Consider the following 17,868-nt stretch of genomic DNA (forward strand, 5'->3'; position numbering starts at 1 on the left):
TTACTGATAACCGAGCGCTTTTAACCGTGCTGTTATTTCGTCGGACGCTTCAGTGTTTCCAGCCCCATTCCCGTCGCTGTCGAGTTCGGCGAGGTGATCAGCGACAGCCTCCGACAACCGGTCGAGGACGGTCGCGGGCGGGTCGGCGTCCGTCGTGTCCGAGCAGAGGTTGACTTGTTCCTCAGAGTCGTTCGTCCGGTCGTACAGTTCCTGGCGCCCTGATTCCGTGAACTCGATGTACGTGTACCGCTCGTCGCGCGCACTGAGGAGGAGTTCGCCGTCCGCACGGCTCCGCGGAATCGGCTGACTGGTCACGCTCTCGCCCCGGACCGCCGCGGAGACGATGGGGCCGCGATCTTCAATGGTCTCGCCGTGTATCGCTGGAGCGACGGACGCCCCGTCCCACTCCGCCGCCGGCGTGAGCGAAAGCAGATCACACACCGTCGGTGCGATCGTGTCGAGGCCGACCGGCGTCTCGACCGATTGGCCCTCGCTCTCCGGCGTTGAGACGATGTAGGGAACATCGATGAGCTCCCGGTAGAGCTTGGGATAGTGAGCAAGGTGACCGTGTTCGAGGAACTCCTCGCCGTGGTCGCCGGCGACGATGACGGCTGTGTCGTCGCGGTGCCCCTCGGTTTCGAGAGTGTCGAGAAGCCGACCGACGCTGGCGTCGACCTGTCGGACTGTCGCCTCGTACAGCGTCCGGAGCGTCTCCAGCGTCCGGTCGTCGACCTCCCAGCCCAGCCCGGTTCGGAGGTGGGAGCTGAGCATCCGGAGGACGCCGAAGTGGTTGTCTGATACCTCGCGGATATGCCGCGGGGCCGGGACGTACGGTGTGTGCGTGTCCATGTAGTGGACCCACAGGAAGAACGGTCCGTCGGTCGTCTCTAGGAACTCGGTGGCGTGGTCTTCGAGGTCCCCCATACGAGACACGTCGGCGAAGGGGCGCTCGTCGGACCCCCCGCTGAGGACGGTCGCGGCACGACGGAACGGTGAAGTGCCGAGCTGGACCCATGCCTGAATCGTCGGGTGAGCTGCCAGGTACTTGCTGTAGCCGCCGCTGTCGACGAACGGCTCGAACTCGTCGAATCCGCGGTCGTATCCCCAGTGATCGGTGAGAAAGCCGTTTGCGGCGTTGAACCCAGCCGTCTCGATACCGGCATCGGACACCTGCTCGGCCAGCGTCGGCGTCGACGCCAGACCGATGTCCTCGCTTTCCGAGAATACTGGGCGTGATCCGTGAATGCTAGGGAACGAGAACGGCGTCCAGTTCCCCTGTGCCACGGCGTTTTCGAAGACGACGCCCGAGTCGGCGAGGGAATCCATGACAGGAGAGACGCTGTCAGTGCCTCCCAGCGCGTCGGCCCGCAGCGAGTCAATCGTGACTAGCACCACGTTCTGGGTTGCTGGGGCTGTCATAACCGACCCACCTTCCCCCTCACTCGCAATGTTACCGACGTATCGCGTCCGCAGACTGGGGGTTGCACCCAGCACGTGCCACCGTGTTTTCTCATACCCCCTATACCAGACACTGAATACTGAACGTTCCGGATAAATTCAGAGGCGTATAATAGAACCATACGCTAATAAGGTAGAATTAAACCCTTTCTCCGGTAATGTGCTCCCCAGTATTCGATGACCGACCAGATTCAATTTCGGTCCTACAACGACCGGGACGCCGACGCTGTCTGGCGTCTCCACGAATGGGCGATGCGGGCGACTGGCAACGACCCCAGCGACATCCCCGGAACGTCGGACCTGGAAAACATCGAGACGCGGTATTTTGACAACGGCGGCGCGTTTCTCGTCGGCGTCGTTCCCACTGCCGACGACGAACTCCCGGAAACGTTCGACGGCGGCCTGGCCGCGATGGGCGGGTTCCTCCCGAATGACGTCGGCCACGCGGACGAGCGCACCGTCCCCGGCGCGGCCGAACTCCACCGAATGCGGGTCGCTCCGTCCCGGCAGCGGCGCGGCTACGGTCGCAACCTCCTCCACAAGCTCGAACAGCAAGTGGCCGAGCAGGGATACGATGTCCTGCTTGCGACGACATCACAGAGCCAGCCCGCCGCAGTCGCGTTCTACCGTGACGAAGGGTATCAGGAGGTAGACCGGTCAACACAGGGCGAGTACGAACTCGTTCATTTCGAAAAGTGGCTCTGACTGTAGCACCGGGTCGGCGTTCAGTCGCCGCTGTAGGCGTCGTCAGTGTCCTCGCCGAAGGAGGTGTTGAGCCCGCCCGGGCTCTCCCGGTCCTGCTCGCGCATGCTCTGTCGCGTAAACTGCGGCTTGGCCCGGACGGCCTTCTTCGAGCGGAACGACCACCACAGCGCCAGGGAGAGGCCGACGGTTCCGGCGATGCCGACACCAGTGGCCGGCAGCGACGCCTGCGTGTACAGGAACGCTGTCGAGAACAGCGTGCTCGCGAGCAACATCCCGAGGATGAGTCGCTTAGTCATCGTTGCGAGCAAGCCATCGGAGTCCTCGATGTCGGCCTGCACGCGGAAGTCCTCTCGTTCAACCCTGTCGAGCGCGGACTCCAGTTTCGGCGGGATTCGGACGGCTGACCGGGCGGCATCGGACACTTCAGTCGCCCGGTCTTCGACGAAGTTCCGCACACCCTCGGCGATGTACCCCTCTTCTCGGAGGTAGTCGGTGGCGACGCCGATGAAGTCGAAGTCCTCGTCGAGCGTGACACAGACGCCTTCGACGACCGTGGCGACGCGCAACACGAGCGCCAGGTTCGCCGGCAGGCGAAGCGGGAACTCGTAGATGGTGTCCTCGACCTGCTGGATGATCTGCTGGACGCGGTATTGCTCGATGTCCTCGCCACGAGCGTCAGCGATGGCCAGTTCCATCACGTCACCCATTACCTGCCGGTCAGCCTCTGGCGAGAGCGTCCCCATCTCGATGAGGGCATCGAGGATGGCGTCGATGTCTTGGTCGGCGACGGCGGCGTAGAAGTCGATGATCTTGTCCTGCACGAACGGGTCGACCCGGCCGGACATCCCGAAGTCGTAGAAGACGAGCGTCCCGTCGTCCTGCACGGCGAGGTTGCCGGGATGCGGATCGGCGTGGAACACGCCGTCGTCGATAATCATCTGGAGGTACGCCCGCTGGAGCGTCTCGGCCAGTTCCGTTCGATTGATCCCGCCCGCATCGAGGCTGTCGATGTCGTTGATCTTCGTACCGGGGACGTACTCCATCGTCAGGACGCGCCGCGTGGAGTGGGACTCCTTGACCTTGGGGATGCAGATGCGGTCGTTGTCCCTGAAGTTCTCCCGGATCTCGGTGAGCATCCGGCCCTCTCGCTGGTAGTCCATCTCTTCGCGGATGGTCTTCGAGAACTCGTCGGCCAGTGTCTCGAGCGAGAACGACCGGGAATCGTCGATGAAGTACATCAACAGCGGGAGCGACCAGCGGACGACCCGCAGGTCGGCCTCGACGAGCGCTTCGATACCGGGACGGCGAATCTTGACGGCGACCTTCTCGCCGTCGATCTCTGCCAGATACACCTGACCGAGCGACGCGCCGCTTATCGCCTCCGTCTCGAACTCGTCGAATCGGTCGTCGACGGACCCCAGTTCGTCCTCAATGACAATCCGTGCCTCGTCCCAGTCGGCCGGCGGCACGCGGTCCTGTAACTTCGAGAACTCCTCGATGTACTCCGGTGGCAGGACGTCCGGCCGCGTCGAGAGAATCTGTCCGAGTTTGATGAACGTCGGGCCGAGGGTCAGCAACGAGTCGAGTAGCTGCTGTGCACGTTTGCGACGCTGTTCAGCCGTGACGCGGCGCGATGAGCCGACCACGAAGAACCGCTTTCGGTCTCGTGCGTACGCGACCAACAGGGGCAGGAAGTGGCGTGCAACGACGAGGAACCGCCAGTACGCGCGAAGATTCACCGGCTTGCCACCTCTGGATCAGTCCCCGTCGATCGGGATCGTGGTGCTCGGTGCGGCTGTCGCCTTCGGCAGGCGGAGTTCGAGGACGCCGTTTTCCACGGTCCCATCCCCGCCCTGCCCGGTCGTGTCCGGCGGGAGCGGAAGCTCGGCATCGAGGAACACGGAGCGGTCCTCGCGGACGAACGTGAACTCGCCGGGCACGTCCTTGGTTCGTTGCCCGTCGATGCGGAGGCGGCCCCCTTCAACGGTCACGTCGATTGTATCCGCGGTCACACCCGGCAGATCGAGCACGAGCAGGTATTCGTCCTCGGATTCGAGCACGTCCGCGAACACGGCGTCGGGAAGGTCCCGAAGCGCTTCACGCAGGGCAGACATGCGCCCATCTAAGTGGTACGCAGTGGTAAACCCGACGGTCTCGGCCACTACAGAAGCCCGGACAAGAGGGCAACGCTGCCGATGATAACCGCGACAAGACCGAACACAGTCTCGGCGATAGCACCTCGAACAATCCGCCGCGCAGTGCCACGCTCGCTGGTGTCGGAGATGACGAACACCGGCGTCCCGTCGCCGTCCCCGACGATAGCGTCGACCAGATTGCTCCCCCACGCCGTTGCGGGGCCACGCATCGCCTGGCCGTAGACGTACACGTCCTCGTCAACGTCCAGCCGACGCTCGGTAAAGCGCTGTTTGTTCCCCAGGCTGATTTCCGTCACGAGCAGGTTCACCGACCCATCTTGGGCCTCGACACCCTCCGTTCGCTCGACGTAGTCGGCCAGACGCTCGGGGAGTTCAGTTCCGGGGGACACCGTTACCGACTGGGACTCGAACCGCACGTCCGCTCCGTCCGGGTTTACGCGAACGCGCGCATTCCCGTCGTCGACGATGAAGTCGACGCCGTCCTGCCCCTCGTCCAGCGTCTCCCAGTTCGAGTGTTTGCCCGACGACCGGTACTCCTCGACCTCGTAGGTGTAGGCCAGACACTCGCTACCGGTGAAGGGGGAGGTGACGGTCCCGGCATCCTCCTGGGCAACGGCTGTGCCGGTAATTTCGACGGGACCAGTGTGCCCGTCGAGCGAGCGCACCGGAACGGGATCGTTTCGAAGAATGTGGAACACCGTTTTGAATTCCCGGCCACCGCGAAGGAGGACGAAACCGCCGATGATCAGGAACACGATGCCGACCAGTTGCGGGAGGACCATACGCCGATGCCGACCCGACCGAGGAAAAACGTTCTCAGTCCATGTGGACAAGCGACGGCTGGGGCGTGGCCACTCGGGGTGTTTTTGCCACAGTACCCACTAGCAGGGGTATGGCTGGCTCCCCGCCGTCGGAGGCTGAGTCGCTCGCGCTGGAGACTGCCCGCAGACAGCTCGGTAGTTTCGCTGTCCCTGTCGACCGAACAGACAGAATTCCGCTTTCCGTCGCTGTCGGACGAGTGCTGGCGACAGATGCAACGGCCAATAAACCCGTCGAAGAGGCAGATATCTCGGTCGATGACACCGTCTTCGACCAAGGGCATCAGGTACGGCCCGGCGACGTGGGACTGCTGCGGGCGACCGGCGTCTCCGAACTGCTCGTCCGCCAGCGACCGCAGGTCGGCATCGTACCGACTGGCGACGAACTCCGAGCGGATGCCAGCCCAGCCCGCGAGGTCGAGACGGCGGGGTTCACGCTGGCGCAGTATGTCGACCGCTGGGGCGGGAAGGTGACCTACCGGGACCCCGTCGCTGACGACGCGCCGGCGCTCCGGATGGCCGTCCAGCGTGACCTCACCCGAGATGCGCTCGTCATCACAGGGACCGAGCCGGGGGATACGCTTCGAGAGGTCGTTGCAGATCTCGGTGAGGTGTTCACCGACTACGTCGATATCGACCCGGGCCAGCGGACGGGCGTCGCCGTCGTCGAGGACCGCCCGGTCCTGCTGTTGCCGAAGTCGCCGAGTGCAGCCCGCGTCGGCGCGGTACAGCTCCTTCGTCCGCTACTGAAGGCGTTTGCCGATGCACCGCTGTCTGCACATCCAGCGACACGAGCGACGCTGGCGGCGGCCATCGACAGTCAGGACGGTGTCAGGACGTTTACGCCAGTCGCTGTGAGCGACGGGACAGCAACGCCGCTGCCCGGCGTCGATCTCGCGACCGCGACCCGGGCCGACGGCTGGGTATCCGTGGCTGCTGACGAGACTGGTATCGATGCCGGAACGACCGTCACTGTGGAAAACTGGGACTACCTGCCCTGAGACGACGCCAGGTCGAGTAACGTAGCGACGCGTTTGTCACCACGCACGCACCGACCTGTCTCTGCCGGGGACCGCCGGCCGACGTGGACGCCATCGAGGCCCGCGTTCCACGCCGCGCCGATGTCTGACGGATTATCTCCCGCCAGCACGCCGCTGTGGCCGTTGTACCAGACATCCATCTCCCGCATCGCCAACTCCACCGGCTTCGGGTCGGGCTTCCAGCCGATGTCGTCGTCACAGCAGACGACCGTCTCGAACCAATCGGCGATGTCGAGGTGGTCGAGTACCGGCTCGGTGAGGTACTGCTGGCAGTGTGTGACCAGTCCGACCGGTGTATCGAGGGTGGCGAGGAACGCCTCGGCGTCGTCGTAGAGATACGTCGCCTCGGCCCGGGCGACAGGGTCTTCCTCCTCGTGGAACAGCCGCCAGAACTCCTGCTGGTCGACGCCACGCTCCGCAAGCGTCCGCGACCGTGTCCCACCGAATCCGTACCAGAGTGCATCCCGTTCCCGGTCGGTGAACTCGACGCCGAGGCGGTCGCCGACGGCGCCCATTACCTTCCGGGGGTACGCTGGCTCGATGTCGACGAGGGTCCCGTCGAGGTCGAACAGCCAGAAGTCGTAGTCGGTGGTCATGAGAGGTAGATTTATTGGGGATTTTCTAATAAAGTCTTTCGGGCCCTACTGTCAGTTTTGAGGTGTATAACACATCTGTAGTCACTGACTACACAGCAGCGGCTCCGCTTATGTCACCTGTATCGAACTTCCGAGGTACTTGGTGAGCACCTCGCTGACCGAGTCAGCGTTGAACAGGGACAGATCGTCGGCAATTTCGGCTTTCAGCGAATCCAGATACGCCTCGTCGGTCCGGAGTTCACTGAACGACGCCGAGACGACTGGGCAGCCGAGTTCGTCCTCGACGAGCCGACGGAAATGCGGTTCGTCAGCGAGTTCGCCCCGCCAGAGCGTGTCCCGGAAGAATAGCCAGCCGCTTTTGCCCGGGTCGTCAGCCGTCCGGTACAGCGTCGTTTCGAACCGATCGGGGTCAGTCCACAGCCCATCTGCGTCCGGCTCCAGCCGAATTTCTACCTGGAAAACATACTGTGCGGTCGCGCCGTCGGGATCAGTCGGCTGGAGCGACGCGAGTCCGTCGGTCGTGTCCACGGTCACACCGTCAGTCGTGAATGCCGTTCAGCCGTTCGGCGAGGTCGATGTCGTTCTCGGTGATGCCACCGGCATCGTGGGTTGTGAGCCGGACTTCGACCTCGCCCCAGCGGATGGTCATCTCCGGGTGATGCCACGCGTCCTCTGCGAGGCCCGCCGCGGCGCTCAGAAAGCCCGACGCGTCCAGATAGCCGTCGAACTCGAAGACGCGGACGATTTCGTCGCCCTCGCGGGTCCATTGCTCGGGTAGTCGGTCGCTAATCTCGTCGTCAGAGAGCAAGTCTGCCATATCGCCTACGTCGGGCGGCGTTGGCAAAAAGGTGGGCGTGATCAGTCGTCAGAGAGTCGGTCGAGCATCGCGTTCGGGATCTCGTCGCGCATGCCGTCGGGGATGTCGTCGACCGACATACCCTGGGTGAACTCGGGCGGCGTGGCCTGATCCGGGCCGCCGAAGTCCGGATCGAACAACTGGAGCGCCGTATGGATCGTCGACCAGTCGTCCTCCTCCGCGGCGTCGCGCAGGCTCTTGGTCGGCGCGGCGAGGATCTGCGAGACGATGGCGTCGGCCATTGCTTCGACGACCTCCGCCTGCTCATCGTCAAAGTCAGCTGCCGAAAGTGCGCTGTTGATCTCTGCGGCCTTAACCTGTTCAGCGCTCTCGTACATCGTCGAAATAACTCTGTCTGCGCGCTTGCGCTTGTACTGCGTGAGCAGGCGGTCGAACTCCTCATCAACGATACGCTCGACCGCTTCGGCGGCTCGCTGTCGCTTGTTCCGCGTTTCGGCGGTCACCGACTCCAGCGCATCAAGGTCATACACTGTCACCGACGGGAGGCGGTCCGCGCCCGCCGGGACGTCACGCGGTTGGGCAATATCGACAATGGATACGTCGCCGGAATCGCTGAAGGTCCCGATATCGAACACCTGATCACCGCTCCCTGTCGCCGAAATGACGGCACTGGCCTCGGAGACGGCGGCTTCGATACCGTCGAGTGCGAGTGCGCTGGCGTCGATATCGACCGATTCAGCGATGTGCTCTGCGTGTGGGACCGTCCGGTTGGCCACGAGCAGCCGGTCTACTTCCTCGCTGAGCGCCTCCGCAGCGAGTTGGCCCATCTCGCCGGCCCCGACAACGAGCGCTGTCCCGTCCGCTAGCGAACTCTCCTGTTTGAGAAGGCGAACCGCGGCGGAGGCAATCGAGACGACACCCTCGTTGATCTTCGTCTCCGTGCGAGCGCGCTCGCCCACGTGAATCGCTTTCGTGACACCGTCTTCCAGCATCGGTCCGATGCCGCCGACGCCGCGTGCGGTCTCGTAGGCGGTCCGGAGCTGGCCGAGGATCTGATCCTCACCCAGCACAATCGATTCGAGCCCGGCGGCTACTCGGAGCAAGTGACGGAGGCTCTCCTCGTGACCCATCTCAACAACGACGTCATCGGGCACGGCACGGGTGAACAGTTCGAGCGCGTCAAGCCCGTCCTCGTGATCAGAGACGACGACGTACCCTTCGGTACGGTTACACGTCTGCAGCGCAATCGCCTCTTCGACCTCTGGGTTGGCGAGCAGGGATTCAACGGCGTGGCGCTCGCTGTCCGCCGCAGCGGTCTCTAATTGGTCGACGCTTGCGCGCTCATGGGAGATACAGACCCCAACGATTGCACCAGTGTCCCCTCTCACGTTTGATCACCAGGTAACTCTCCGATCACGTCTCTAGCTACTTGCTCTCCCTTGTACCTGCCACTATCTAAAGCCTTCCAAACTTCCCGTGACCTGACAACGAACCTGACGGCGTCGCGCCGTTCGGCCGCCGGGACCCCCCGGTCGCGCAGGTCCTCACGGAGGTCGCCGACGACCTCGGCCATCAGACCAGCGTTTCCGAACTCGTCTTCGAACCGCTCGCGAAGGTGTTTCGACAGCGCCGGCGCGTGCCCGCCGGTCGCAATCGCGAGCGTCACCGGATCGTCCCGTACCGTGGCCGGCACGACGACGTTGCCGAACGACTGGTCGCCGTGGTCGTCGGCGCGGTTGACGAGCGCGCCGTGCTCCTCAGCGGCTATGCTGAAGGCGTCGTTCAGGTCCGAGTCATCCGTCGCGGCGACGACCAGCGCCGGGTCGGTCTGCTCGACCCACTCCGTGGCGTCCTCGGGGGCCGGTGCGGCCCGGACCTTTTCAGCGTCAGCGAACGTTCGGTCGCCGAACTCGGGACTGAGGACGACAACACTCGCCTCCGCGGCGAACGTTCGGGCCTTGCGTGCACCGACTGGGCCGCCACCGACGACGAGCACCGTCTCGCCCTCGAAATCGTGCATAAGCGGAATCATCGGTTGGCACTCCCTGATTCGACACTACGGTCCTGCATACGCACGATCACGCCGTCTCTGTGTTCTGCCGCGCTCGTTCGTCCAGCCTGATGCCTGTTTTTTTCAGGATGCGCGTCGAGAACAGCGTGTCCCAGTCGTCCTCAGAGACGTCCCAGTGGTCGGTCATCCGGTCGCGGACCTGTTGGATGCGCTCCTGACTCTCCGCTTCACTTCGCCCATGGGTCATCGCGAAGAAGTTGTACGGCCAGACACCGTCGTGACGGGGCCGCTCGTAACAGTGGGTTACGAAGTCGAACTCGGCGATAGCCGGGCCGACCTCGTCGATGACCTCGTCGGGCACGTCCCAGACGGTCATCCCGTTCTCGCTGTAGCCAAGGGCGTAGTGGTTCGGGATGACGCCGACGCGGCGGACTTTCCCCTCCGCATTGAAGCGCTTGATCGTCTCCAGTACCCAATCAACGTCAGCGTCGATTTCGTCGGCCACGTCGGCGTACGGTGTGGCAGTGACCGGGAGACCGTCCTGGATTTCCAGCACGAGGTCCAGTTCGTCGGCGGTCAGAGACTGGCTGTCCGTCGGCGTCACGTCCGGACCCAGATCCGAACAGTCGATGTCCTGAGTCTGTGGCCCCTCGACGGGGAACTTCGCGCCGACGTGGAACTCCTGCTGTTTCGGGAGGTTGTACGTCTCCTCGCCGGTTTCGGCCTCGATTTCGGCCAGAACCTCCTCGACCCGTCCTTCCTCGGCCACCGAGAGAACGAACCACATGTTCAGATGCGGATGTTCGCGCTCGTAATTGTGCGCGACCTCCGGGTACGCGTTTATCATCTCGGCGTGTTCGTCGTAGCTGTCCTCGGGGGCGTGGGTTGCGACGAGCGTGGCAGTGCCGCCGATCGCTTCGGCGTTGATGAGTGCCCCGAACCGCGTGAGCACGCCCGCGTCGTCGAGGTCCTGTACGCGCGTTAGCAGCTCGTCCGCGTCGATGTCGACGCCGTGGTCGGCGAGGGCCGCCGCGGCCGGTTCGAACGGCCGTTCGACGACCGGGAAGCCGCCCTGGAAGGCGTTCAACACCGCCCGGTCTACCGTCCCGAGGTCTTCGCTCATACGGAAAGCTGGGGGTTCTGCGAATAAAAACAGCCCGGGACAGGCGAGCGAACGCGGCCCGCATGTCCGGGTCGCCGGAGCGTTTTATCCCCTTGCGCCCCTAGTTCACGTGTGGCAATCTCGACAGCCGAACTGACGGTCCGGCTGCTGGTCTACCTGTTCGTTCTGATAGGGGTGCCGCTGTGGTTTGTCCTCATGTTTCGGCTCATGGACTACGCCGCACATGATACGCTCGTCGACCAGTTCAGCGGCCAACGCAACGGTCGCGACACCGGCCAGCTCAACGCCTACTTCGAACAGGCCGCGGTTGAGGCGAGAAACTGTCGTATTTGTGGCGCGGCGAACGGCCCCGATTACACCTACTGTCACAACTGTCAAGAACGGTTGTCGGCTAGCGACTGACGCGTTTACTCGCCTTCGACGCCAGTGACCGCGTAGCCAGCGTCCTCGATAGCGTCGAGAATCCCGTCGTGGTCGGCACTCGCCTTGTAGTAGAACACCAGATCGAAGGAGCCGTTTCGCAGGAGTTGCTGGCACTCCCAGACGAACTCTTCGTCGTCAAGCGTGAGGCCCTGATGCTGGTTCGACGCGAACTCGGAATCGTCGCTCCCTGAGTAGACGAATGTGTCCGTCGGGTCCAGACCAGCGCCCTCGGCGATGAGTTCGCCGACCTCGATGGTGGCCTGCATCATCTCGATCTCGTCGCTGCCGTCGTACTCCGTATGGACGACAGCGCCGTTGAGCTGAATCTCGCCCGGTTCGAGCAGTTGCTTGGTCCGCCGGTAAAGGTCATCGTCGAGTGCGTCGGCCTCGCTCATACCTTGCGGTCGGTGTCGCTGTCCCTAAGACGCTTCGGATTCAGAGCGCTGATCCGTCTACCCGAAGATATTCGGATCAAGAGACGGCGCGGCCACAGCGGTGGGAACCCACGCGCTGTCAAGTCGCGCCGCTCGGTCAGTAGGAACCCGTTGAAAAGCGAGCCGTTCTCGCTTACAGTCGCTCGAGGTTCTTCGCCCGCGGGCCTTTATCTGCCTGTTCGATGTCGAATTCGACTTCTTGCCCTTCTTCTAAGTCCGGGCCGCCGACGTCTTCCATGTGGAAGAACACGTCTTCGTCGGCATCGTCGGTTTCGATGAAACCGTAGCCACCCGTATCGTTGAAGAAGTCGACAGTGCCTGTCGCCATGGTTACAGCCGCGTGAGGTTTTTCGCGCGCGGGCCTTTGTCGGCCTGCTCGATCTCGAATTCCACTTCTTGCCCCTCCTCGAGGTCAGGACCTTCGATGTCCTCCATGTGGAAGAAGACGTCCTCGTCGGAGTCTTCGGTATCGATGAAACCGTAACCGCCTGTGTCGTTGAAGAAGTCTACCGTACCGGTCGCCATTGCAATTTGAACGTTAAGCCGGGGTATATTAAAACTATGCGCATATATTTCGATAGATTAGGTGGGAAATAACTGTACCCGATCCTTTCCACAAAGCCCTTATTGAGTGGTTGAAATGTACACAACGATGCTATCGAGGGGGAAGCGACTGGGATATGCGGCCTACGAGCGATTGCTCCAGTGGGAACTGTCAGGGACGCCCGACCACGTCGCAGTCATTATGGACGGGAACCGACGATACGCTGAAAAGCAGGGCGCGAAAAAGCAGGAGGGCCACAGAGAAGGGGCCCAAACGACGGAGGCGCTGTTGAACTGGTGCGACGAACTCGGCGTTCGTGAGGTGACGCTGTACACGTTCTCGACGGAGAACTTCGACCGCGACCCCGAGGAACGCGAACACATCTTCGACCTCGTCGAACAGAAGCTCCGGACGTTTGCCGACGCCGACCGGGTCCACGAAGCCGGCGTGTGCATCCGCGCTATCGGCGAGACGGAGATGCTGCCCGAGCGGGTCCGGGACGCAATCGACTACGCTGAAGGGCGAACCGCACAGTACGACCAGCTCAACCTCAACATCGCGCTAGCCTACGGCGGCCGGGCCGAGTTACTCGGTGCGGCCCGCGAGGTCGCTACTGCCGTCGAGGACGGGGCCCTCGACCCGACGGATGTCTCCGCGGAAACTATCGAAAAGCGGCTCTACGAGGGGCCGACCCGCGACGTCGACCTCATCGTCCGAACCGGCGGTGACGAACGTACCTCGAACTTCTTGCCGTGGCACGCCAACGGCAACGAGGCCGCTACGTTCTTCTGTACCCCCTACTGGCCCGAGTTCCGGAAAGTCGACTTCCTGCGAGCGATCCGGACGTACCAGAACCGCGAGCAGTCCTGGCGGACGACCCGCGCTGAGCGCTCGCTCGCACTGGTTCGTGCTATTGAGCAGTCGGAACTCCCGACGGCTAAACGGATGCTCGGACGGTTCCGGGACGCGCTCCCGAGTACCGAACGCGAGCAACTCGACGAGGAGTACGACCTCGCGGACTGATTACCGCCCGAACCGGCGCTGTCGCTCCTGATAATCCCGTAACGCTCGCAGGTAATCCCGCAGTCTGAAGTTCTGCCAGTTCACGTCTGTGAAGTACAGTTCCGAGTACACGGACTGCCAGATCATGAAATCGGAGAGCCGTTCGGCTCCGGTCTTGATGACCAGATCCGGGTCGGCCGGGAAGACGAGATGCTCCTCTACTGCGGCCTCGTCGATGTCGCTCGGGTCGAGCGAGCCCGCATCGACATCTTTTGCCAGTTTCTGGACGGCCGTTGCGAACTCAGACTGTCCGCCGAGGCCGATCGAAATCTGAATCGGGGCATCAGCCGTCGTCTCGTCGTCCGGTACTCTGACCGCTATCTCCCGTGGCGCGGTGACGCTTTCGAGTTCGCGCTGCAGCGTCGGAATCGCTTCCTCGTCGAGAACACTCACGTAGACGACGACGGTATCGGTTCCGTACTGGACCGCCCAGTCGAAAAATCGTTCTAGGGTCCGGTATGCACCGTCTCCCAGCAGATCCCGCTCCGTAATCACCAGCGCGACCGTCTCGGGCAGGTCGGCGTCGCTGCGCCGAACGCGCGTCGCGAGATATCGGTCGTATAGTCCCACGTCCGCCGGTATGCTGACAGCCCCAGTAAATCTCACGGTACCGTCGCCTCCACAGTTCGGAAAGGGTAAGTGCCTCTCGGGGATACCGGTGGGACGTGACTGGCACAGTCCGTCGGGCAGGTGCGTTTGCCGCCGTGGGGACCCTCGCGGTCGCCGTCCCGGCCGCAACGGGCTTTCGCTCGCTCGAACTCGCGACTGTCGCCGCTATCGCACCCTTCGTCCTCGTCGCCGCGCTCGGCGTCACGGTCATCGGACAGGACTCGCGGTTGTTCGACCTGTTCGCCCGCCCCGGTGACTACGAGGACGGGAAACTGTACGGGCTAGCGGCCTTCTCGCTTGCCGCCGCCGGGCTCGCACTGCTTGCCGTCCGCTTCAGTCTACCGGTGCCGGTGTTCGTCGGTGTCGTTGTCATCGTCGCCTACGGCAACCTCGGCCAGCGGCTCGCATACACCGTCCGCTCAGACGAAGTGGTCGCAACTGCGGGCTTCGTTCTCGTCGGCTTCGTCGCCGGCGTCGCGGGGCAGGTTCTCGGGACGCAGATTCAGGCCGCTGTCGGCGAAGGAGCGGCCGCTGTCGATATTCCACTCGTGCTGTTTCTCGCCGCCAGCGGCGCGTTTGTCGCCGCGCTCCTTCGCTCGGTCCTGTTCGAACGGGACGACCCGCTGGTGATGCTCACTGTGGGACTGCTACTGTGGCTGTTTTTCGAACTCGACCCGTCGGTGACGGCACAGCGCGTCGTCATCGCGCTCGCCGTGACAGTCCTGCTCGGCTATCTCTCCTACGCGCTCGACACCGCATCCCTTCCGGGGATGCTCACCGGCGTTCTCCTCTCCTTTTTGACCATCGTGCTCGGCGGCTTCGGCTGGTTCGCTATGCTGATTTCCTTTTTCGCGCTCGGTGGCCTCTCGACGAAGTTCCGCTACGAGGAGAAACTGGACCGCGGCATCGCCGAGGAGAACGAGGGCGCACGCGGAAGCGGGAACGTGCTCGCAAACTCCATCGTCGCGTTGTTCGCCGTCGTCGCGGCGGCGGCGAGTCCGAGCCACATCGCTGTCAACCCGCTCTTGTTCTTCTATGCCTTCGCCGGGGCTGTCGCCGCCGCGATGACCGACACGTTCTCCAGTGAGTTCGGCGGGCTCTACGACAACCCACGGCTCATTACGACGCTCAAACCCGTCGAGCCGGGCACTGACGGCGGCGTCACCTGGCAGGGTGTGGCCGCTGGAGCCGTCGGCGCAGGCATCATCGCCGGTATCGCCGCGCTCACGCAAGACATCACCACAGTGGGCAGTGGCGTCATACTCCTGTGTGGGCTGGTCGGGATGATCGTCGACAGCCTGCTTGGCGCGACCGTCGAGGGCTCAGTCGTCGGCAACCAGGGCGTCAATATGCTCGCAACCCTGGCGGCCGCACTGGCCGGGGTCGGCGTCGTGCTGGTCGCTGGTCTTCTATGATTCGCGAGGCCCGTCCCGCGGATGAATCCCGGCTCCGGGCTATTCAGACGAACGCACTTGACGAGCCGTGGCCGGACCTACTCAGTGTCGGGATCGACGGCCCGCCACTCGTGCTGGTGCTCGATATTGGCGAACCGCTCGGCTACGCGCTGGTCGTGCCGGACCATCCGATCGCGTACCTAGCGGAGTTCGCAATCGCGCCCGGGAAGCAAGGGCAGGGCCTCGGGACGGCGCTGATGGACGGGCTACTCGATAGACTCCGGACTGGTGGGTTCGAGACAATCAGGCTTACAGCGCGCGCGGACGACGAGCGGGCACGCGGCTTCTACGACGGGTTCGGATTCTCGGTCGCTGACGAGCTACCCGATCACTACGACGACGGCGACGGCGTGTTGCTCGTCCGGGACCTCTAACCCTCGATACGGACCTGCACGGCCGTCGGCTGTTTGACGTACTCGCCGTGGCCGGCCGCGACGACGACGTCGACGCCGCGCTGGGCGGCAACGTCGAGGAGCTTCTGCGAGCAGTCGGCATCGATGACGACAGTTTTGGGAACGTCCTCGGTGGATTCAAGCAACGAGACAACGTCGTCGGCGTCGCCCTCAGCGAGCAGTGTCGCGTCCTCGTCGACCAGCCTGGCCGTCCCACTGTTGTTCCGAATGACGGCTTCGATGTGGTCCGAGAGCGACGGGATGGTCGGTCCGTCATTGCTTTCGGTCGTCTCCGCGTCGGTCGCGGCATCCGTCACGGCGGCCGCGTTCGGACTTTTCGCGCCGTTCGTCGCCCCGTCGGCTGTCTCTGTCTGCGCCGACTTGGTCTGTGCATCGGGCGCGGGCTGGCTGTCAGCGGTGTCGTCCGATATCGCAGCGGTCACCGCACCGCCGTCGGCGGTCGTCGACTCCCCGGCGTGGGACATCTCCTCGCGGATGCTGTCGAGACTCTTCGCGCTTGCGACCGTCTCGTAGGGCACCTTGTCGCGGAGCGCCGACATCACCTCGCTCCGGGAGAGGTCCTCAACGGACTTGCCGCTTGGCGTGACGGCGACGTAATCCACGTCACCGACTTGCGCGAGTTCCTTCAGAATGAGATCTCCACCGCGGTCGCCGTCGAGGAACGACGTCACCGTCCGGCCAGCCGTCAGGTCTGCGATAGCGTCCGGAACGTCTGTGCCCTCGACGGCCACAGCGTTCTTGATGCCGTATTTCAGCAGTTGCATCACGTCAGAGCGCCCTTCGACGACGACAATCGCATCGGAGTCGGCCACCCGCGGTCCGGCCGGGAGCCCCTCGTAGTCGGTCACGTCGGCGACCCGGACCTGCTGTCTGACCGTCTCGACGATGTCCTCCGTCTGAATGGACTTTTCCTCGAAGTCGTTCAGCAGCTCCGTCGCGCGCTCGACGACCTCTCGCCGCTTGGCGCTGCGCACGTCCTCGATCTCGGCGACCTCGATCTCGGCGCGGCACGGCCCCACCTGTTCGATGGTCTCCAGTGCCGCGGCGAGAATTGCCGTTTCGACCCTATCGAGCCCGCTCGCGACGGTAATCTCGCCGAAGGACTGTCCACCCTCCGAGCGTATCTCCACGTCGATGCGGCCGACCTTTTTCGAGTCCTGCAGGTCCCGCAGGTCCAGTTCGTCGCCGAGTAATCCTTCCGTCTGGCCGAACACCGCGCCGACGACGTCGCTCCGCTCGACGACTCCCGCCGCCGTGATGTCGGCATGTATCAGATATTTCGCCGTATCTTGCATGATTGTCCTGTTTTCCAGCCCGTCTCCCGGTGTTTCGACGGACTGCTGTCACTATATTGATGTTGGGAAGTACAGCGGAATAACCTTGCGCACCCGACTCGATGATCAAACCTTCTCGCAGGGACGCAGCGACCCGACACCGCTTCTGTGAAACGTTCCATTCCCGACAGATCGGCCACTCAGTTTAGTAACGAACTCATGCCGTCGACACCGGCCCGGATGGCGTTGACCGGGTCCTCTGGGTCGTCGTGCTCGAAGACGAGCCATTCAGTCCCGGCCTCGCGGGCCGCATCGACCACCCCCTGAATCGGCACCACGCCGTCGCCGAGCGCTGTCGGCTCCCCGTCTGCTGTCATGTCCTTGAGGTGGACGACTGGGACGCGTCCGTCGAGTCGCCGGATCAGTTCGACGGGGTCCTGCCCCGCAGCGTGGGCCCACCCGGCGTCGAACTCGAAGCCGATGGTCGTCTGGTCGACGAGCGCGTCGAAGGCGGTCCCATCGCCGAGCGGGACGAACTCGTGGTCGTGGTTGTGGTACAGGAGCGGTCGGTCAAAGTCCGCCGCAAGCATCCCGAGCAGGGTCGCCGTCGACTCGACTGCCCGCTCGCTGGCGAAGTGGTCGTCGTCGAGATACGGGAGGACGATGTACGGCGCATCGAGTGTTCGGGCCTGATTGCCAACGGTGCGCGGGTCGGACTGCAGGTCTTCCAGTTGGACGTGGACGCCGGCAATGCCGAGTCCCGCTTCGTCGAGCGCGCGCCGGGACGCGCCCGGGTCGCCGATACCGGCGAACTCCACGCCGTCGTAGCCTGCGGCACTGATGCGGTCGAGCACGTCCGAGAGCGGTTCCCGGAGTTCACGGAGCGTCCAGAGCTGGATCGCTGTCTGCATACCGTTGCTGCGAACGCTGT

The 17,868-nt window shown here is 63.7% G+C and carries 22 protein-coding genes; 6 read left to right on the forward strand and 16 right to left on the reverse strand.

All coding sequences use genetic code 11. The annotated features are described in order from the left end of the window. Positions 1-1,419 carry a sulfatase gene (locus ACYJ11_RS02045; RefSeq protein ID WP_461646536.1) on the reverse strand — a complete coding sequence of 473 codons (1,419 nt, stop codon included), beginning with the start codon at positions 1,417-1,419 and terminating at the stop codon, positions 1-3. A 216-nt stretch (positions 1,420-1,635) separates the two neighbouring features. Here ACYJ11_RS02045 and ACYJ11_RS02050 point away from each other — a divergent pair, with 216 nt between their 5' ends. After that, positions 1,636-2,163, forward strand: coding sequence for a GNAT family N-acetyltransferase (locus ACYJ11_RS02050; protein ID WP_461646537.1), 528 nt, complete (start codon positions 1,636-1,638; stop codon positions 2,161-2,163). A gap of 20 nt (positions 2,164-2,183) precedes the next feature. On the opposite strand, the gene ACYJ11_RS02055 is transcribed toward ACYJ11_RS02050, so the two are convergent. From ACYJ11_RS02055 to ACYJ11_RS02065, 3 genes are read right to left on the reverse strand one after another with little or no spacing between them, the layout of a single operon-like run. Beyond that, positions 2,184-3,902: an ABC1 kinase family protein gene (locus tag ACYJ11_RS02055; RefSeq protein WP_188974458.1), complete on the reverse strand. Its 1,719-nt coding sequence runs from the start codon at positions 3,900-3,902 to the stop codon at positions 2,184-2,186. Positions 3,903-3,920: 18 nt separating this feature from the next. Further along, positions 3,921-4,277, reverse strand: coding sequence for an Hsp20/alpha crystallin family protein (locus ACYJ11_RS02060; protein ID WP_461646539.1), 357 nt, complete (start codon positions 4,275-4,277; stop codon positions 3,921-3,923). Positions 4,278-4,324: 47 nt separating this feature from the next. Beyond that, positions 4,325-5,101, reverse strand: a complete 777-nt coding sequence (locus tag ACYJ11_RS02065; RefSeq protein WP_461646540.1) for a GIDE domain-containing protein — start codon at positions 5,099-5,101, stop codon at positions 4,325-4,327. 110 nt (positions 5,102-5,211) lie between these two features. Between ACYJ11_RS02065 and ACYJ11_RS02070 the strand changes: the two genes are divergently transcribed. Then, on the forward strand, positions 5,212-6,138 hold the full coding sequence (locus tag ACYJ11_RS02070) for a molybdopterin-binding protein (RefSeq protein WP_461646541.1): 927 nt from the start codon (positions 5,212-5,214) through the stop codon (positions 6,136-6,138). On the opposite strand, the gene ACYJ11_RS02075 is transcribed toward ACYJ11_RS02070, so the two are convergent. From ACYJ11_RS02075 to ahbB, 6 genes are all read right to left on the reverse strand, one after another. Then, complete coding sequence (locus ACYJ11_RS02075; protein WP_461646542.1) at positions 6,126-6,773, reverse strand: HAD family hydrolase; 648 nt, start codon at positions 6,771-6,773, stop codon at positions 6,126-6,128. The genes ACYJ11_RS02070 and ACYJ11_RS02075 overlap by 13 nt on opposite strands. A 108-nt stretch (positions 6,774-6,881) precedes the next feature. Then, positions 6,882-7,301 (reverse strand): LWR-salt protein, encoded by a 420-nt coding sequence (lwrS, locus tag ACYJ11_RS02080; protein WP_461647360.1) that lies wholly within the window; start codon positions 7,299-7,301, stop codon positions 6,882-6,884. A gap of 10 nt (positions 7,302-7,311) precedes the next feature. Continuing rightward, positions 7,312-7,590 (reverse strand): 4a-hydroxytetrahydrobiopterin dehydratase, encoded by a 279-nt coding sequence (locus ACYJ11_RS02085; RefSeq protein ID WP_170097308.1) that lies wholly within the window; start codon positions 7,588-7,590, stop codon positions 7,312-7,314. Positions 7,591-7,631: 41 nt separating this feature from the next. Continuing rightward, positions 7,632-8,978, reverse strand: a complete 1,347-nt coding sequence (gene hemA, locus ACYJ11_RS02090; protein WP_170097307.1) for a glutamyl-tRNA reductase — start codon at positions 8,976-8,978, stop codon at positions 7,632-7,634. Next, positions 8,975-9,622: a precorrin-2 dehydrogenase/sirohydrochlorin ferrochelatase family protein gene (locus ACYJ11_RS02095; RefSeq protein ID WP_461646543.1), complete on the reverse strand. Its 648-nt coding sequence runs from the start codon at positions 9,620-9,622 to the stop codon at positions 8,975-8,977. The genes hemA and ACYJ11_RS02095 overlap by 4 nt, the downstream gene beginning before the upstream one ends. Positions 9,623-9,668: 46 nt before the next feature. Beyond that, positions 9,669-10,724 (reverse strand): siroheme decarboxylase subunit beta, encoded by a 1,056-nt coding sequence (gene ahbB, locus ACYJ11_RS02100; protein WP_461646544.1) that lies wholly within the window; start codon positions 10,722-10,724, stop codon positions 9,669-9,671. A 111-nt stretch (positions 10,725-10,835) separates the two neighbouring features. On the opposite strand from ahbB, the gene ACYJ11_RS02105 reads away from it, so the two are divergent. Beyond that, complete coding sequence (locus ACYJ11_RS02105) at positions 10,836-11,126, forward strand: DUF7577 domain-containing protein (RefSeq protein WP_461646545.1); 291 nt, start codon at positions 10,836-10,838, stop codon at positions 11,124-11,126. A 5-nt stretch (positions 11,127-11,131) separates the two neighbouring features. Here ACYJ11_RS02105 and ACYJ11_RS02110 read toward each other — a convergent pair whose 3' ends face one another. From ACYJ11_RS02110 to ACYJ11_RS02120, 3 genes are all read right to left on the reverse strand, one after another. Continuing rightward, positions 11,132-11,542, reverse strand: coding sequence for a DUF5778 family protein (locus ACYJ11_RS02110; RefSeq protein WP_170097303.1), 411 nt, complete (start codon positions 11,540-11,542; stop codon positions 11,132-11,134). A 172-nt stretch (positions 11,543-11,714) separates the two neighbouring features. Beyond that, on the reverse strand, positions 11,715-11,909 hold the full coding sequence (locus tag ACYJ11_RS02115) for a cold-shock protein (protein WP_004957702.1): 195 nt from the start codon (positions 11,907-11,909) through the stop codon (positions 11,715-11,717). A 2-nt stretch (positions 11,910-11,911) separates the two neighbouring features. Next, positions 11,912-12,106 (reverse strand): cold-shock protein, encoded by a 195-nt coding sequence (locus tag ACYJ11_RS02120; RefSeq protein ID WP_008312646.1) that lies wholly within the window; start codon positions 12,104-12,106, stop codon positions 11,912-11,914. A gap of 115 nt (positions 12,107-12,221) precedes the next feature. Between ACYJ11_RS02120 and uppS the strand changes: the two genes are divergently transcribed. Next, positions 12,222-13,148, forward strand: a complete 927-nt coding sequence (uppS, locus tag ACYJ11_RS02125; protein WP_461646546.1) for a polyprenyl diphosphate synthase — start codon at positions 12,222-12,224, stop codon at positions 13,146-13,148. On the opposite strand, the gene ACYJ11_RS02130 is transcribed toward uppS, so the two are convergent. Next, a complete protein-coding gene (locus tag ACYJ11_RS02130; protein WP_170097301.1) occupies positions 13,149-13,757 on the reverse strand; it encodes an undecaprenyl diphosphate synthase family protein in 609 nt (202 codons plus the stop codon). 95 nt (positions 13,758-13,852) lie between these two features. On the opposite strand from ACYJ11_RS02130, the gene ACYJ11_RS02135 reads away from it, so the two are divergent. Together ACYJ11_RS02135 and ACYJ11_RS02140 are read left to right on the forward strand one after the other, a co-directional pair. Then, entirely contained in the window at positions 13,853-15,211 is a 1,359-nt protein-coding gene (locus ACYJ11_RS02135) for a DUF92 domain-containing protein (RefSeq protein ID WP_188974468.1), read from the forward strand. Beyond that, positions 15,208-15,624 (forward strand): GNAT family N-acetyltransferase, encoded by a 417-nt coding sequence (locus ACYJ11_RS02140; RefSeq protein WP_461646547.1) that lies wholly within the window; start codon positions 15,208-15,210, stop codon positions 15,622-15,624. The genes ACYJ11_RS02135 and ACYJ11_RS02140 overlap by 4 nt, the downstream gene beginning before the upstream one ends. Here the strand turns inward: ACYJ11_RS02140 and dnaG are convergent. Together dnaG and ACYJ11_RS02150 are read right to left on the reverse strand one after the other, a co-directional pair. After that, on the reverse strand, positions 15,621-16,958 hold the full coding sequence (gene dnaG / locus ACYJ11_RS02145; protein ID WP_461646548.1) for a DNA primase DnaG: 1,338 nt from the start codon (positions 16,956-16,958) through the stop codon (positions 15,621-15,623). The two genes, ACYJ11_RS02140 and dnaG, sit on opposite strands and share 4 nt — an antisense overlap. A gap of 179 nt (positions 16,959-17,137) precedes the next feature. Then, entirely contained in the window at positions 17,138-17,848 is a 711-nt protein-coding gene (locus ACYJ11_RS02150; RefSeq protein WP_461646549.1) for a sugar phosphate isomerase/epimerase family protein, read from the reverse strand. Positions 17,849-17,868: the final 20 nt, after the last annotated feature.

Source organism: Haloarcula sp. H-GB5 (assembly GCF_054850705.1).

Excerpts from the sequence above, each read along its gene's own strand:
- ACYJ11_RS02045 (WP_461646536.1), bottom strand. The coding sequence starts at position 1,419 with ATGACAGCCCCAGCAACCCAGAACGTGGTGCTAGTCACGATTGACTCG.
- ACYJ11_RS02050 (WP_461646537.1), top strand. The coding sequence starts at position 1,636 with ATGACCGACCAGATTCAATTTCGGTCCTACAACGACCGGGACGCCGAC.
- ACYJ11_RS02060 (WP_461646539.1), bottom strand. The coding sequence starts at position 4,277 with ATGTCTGCCCTGCGTGAAGCGCTTCGGGACCTTCCCGACGCCGTGTTC.
- ACYJ11_RS02065 (WP_461646540.1), bottom strand. The coding sequence starts at position 5,101 with ATGGTCCTCCCGCAACTGGTCGGCATCGTGTTCCTGATCATCGGCGGT.
- ACYJ11_RS02070 (WP_461646541.1), top strand. The coding sequence starts at position 5,212 with ATGGCTGGCTCCCCGCCGTCGGAGGCTGAGTCGCTCGCGCTGGAGACT.
- ACYJ11_RS02075 (WP_461646542.1), bottom strand. The coding sequence starts at position 6,773 with ATGACCACCGACTACGACTTCTGGCTGTTCGACCTCGACGGGACCCTC.
- ACYJ11_RS02085 (WP_170097308.1), bottom strand. The coding sequence starts at position 7,590 with ATGGCAGACTTGCTCTCTGACGACGAGATTAGCGACCGACTACCCGAG.
- ACYJ11_RS02095 (WP_461646543.1), bottom strand. The coding sequence starts at position 9,622 with ATGATTCCGCTTATGCACGATTTCGAGGGCGAGACGGTGCTCGTCGTC.
- ahbB (WP_461646544.1), bottom strand. The coding sequence starts at position 10,724 with ATGAGCGAAGACCTCGGGACGGTAGACCGGGCGGTGTTGAACGCCTTC.
- ACYJ11_RS02110 (WP_170097303.1), bottom strand. The coding sequence starts at position 11,542 with ATGAGCGAGGCCGACGCACTCGACGATGACCTTTACCGGCGGACCAAG.
- ACYJ11_RS02115 (WP_004957702.1), bottom strand. The coding sequence starts at position 11,909 with ATGGCGACAGGCACTGTCGACTTCTTCAACGATACGGGTGGCTACGGT.
- ACYJ11_RS02120 (WP_008312646.1), bottom strand. The coding sequence starts at position 12,106 with ATGGCGACCGGTACGGTAGACTTCTTCAACGACACAGGCGGTTACGGT.
- uppS (WP_461646546.1), top strand. The coding sequence starts at position 12,222 with ATGTACACAACGATGCTATCGAGGGGGAAGCGACTGGGATATGCGGCC.
- ACYJ11_RS02140 (WP_461646547.1), top strand. The coding sequence starts at position 15,208 with ATGATTCGCGAGGCCCGTCCCGCGGATGAATCCCGGCTCCGGGCTATT.
- dnaG (WP_461646548.1), bottom strand. The coding sequence starts at position 16,958 with ATGCAAGATACGGCGAAATATCTGATACATGCCGACATCACGGCGGCG.
- ACYJ11_RS02150 (WP_461646549.1), bottom strand. The coding sequence starts at position 17,848 with ATGCAGACAGCGATCCAGCTCTGGACGCTCCGTGAACTCCGGGAACCG.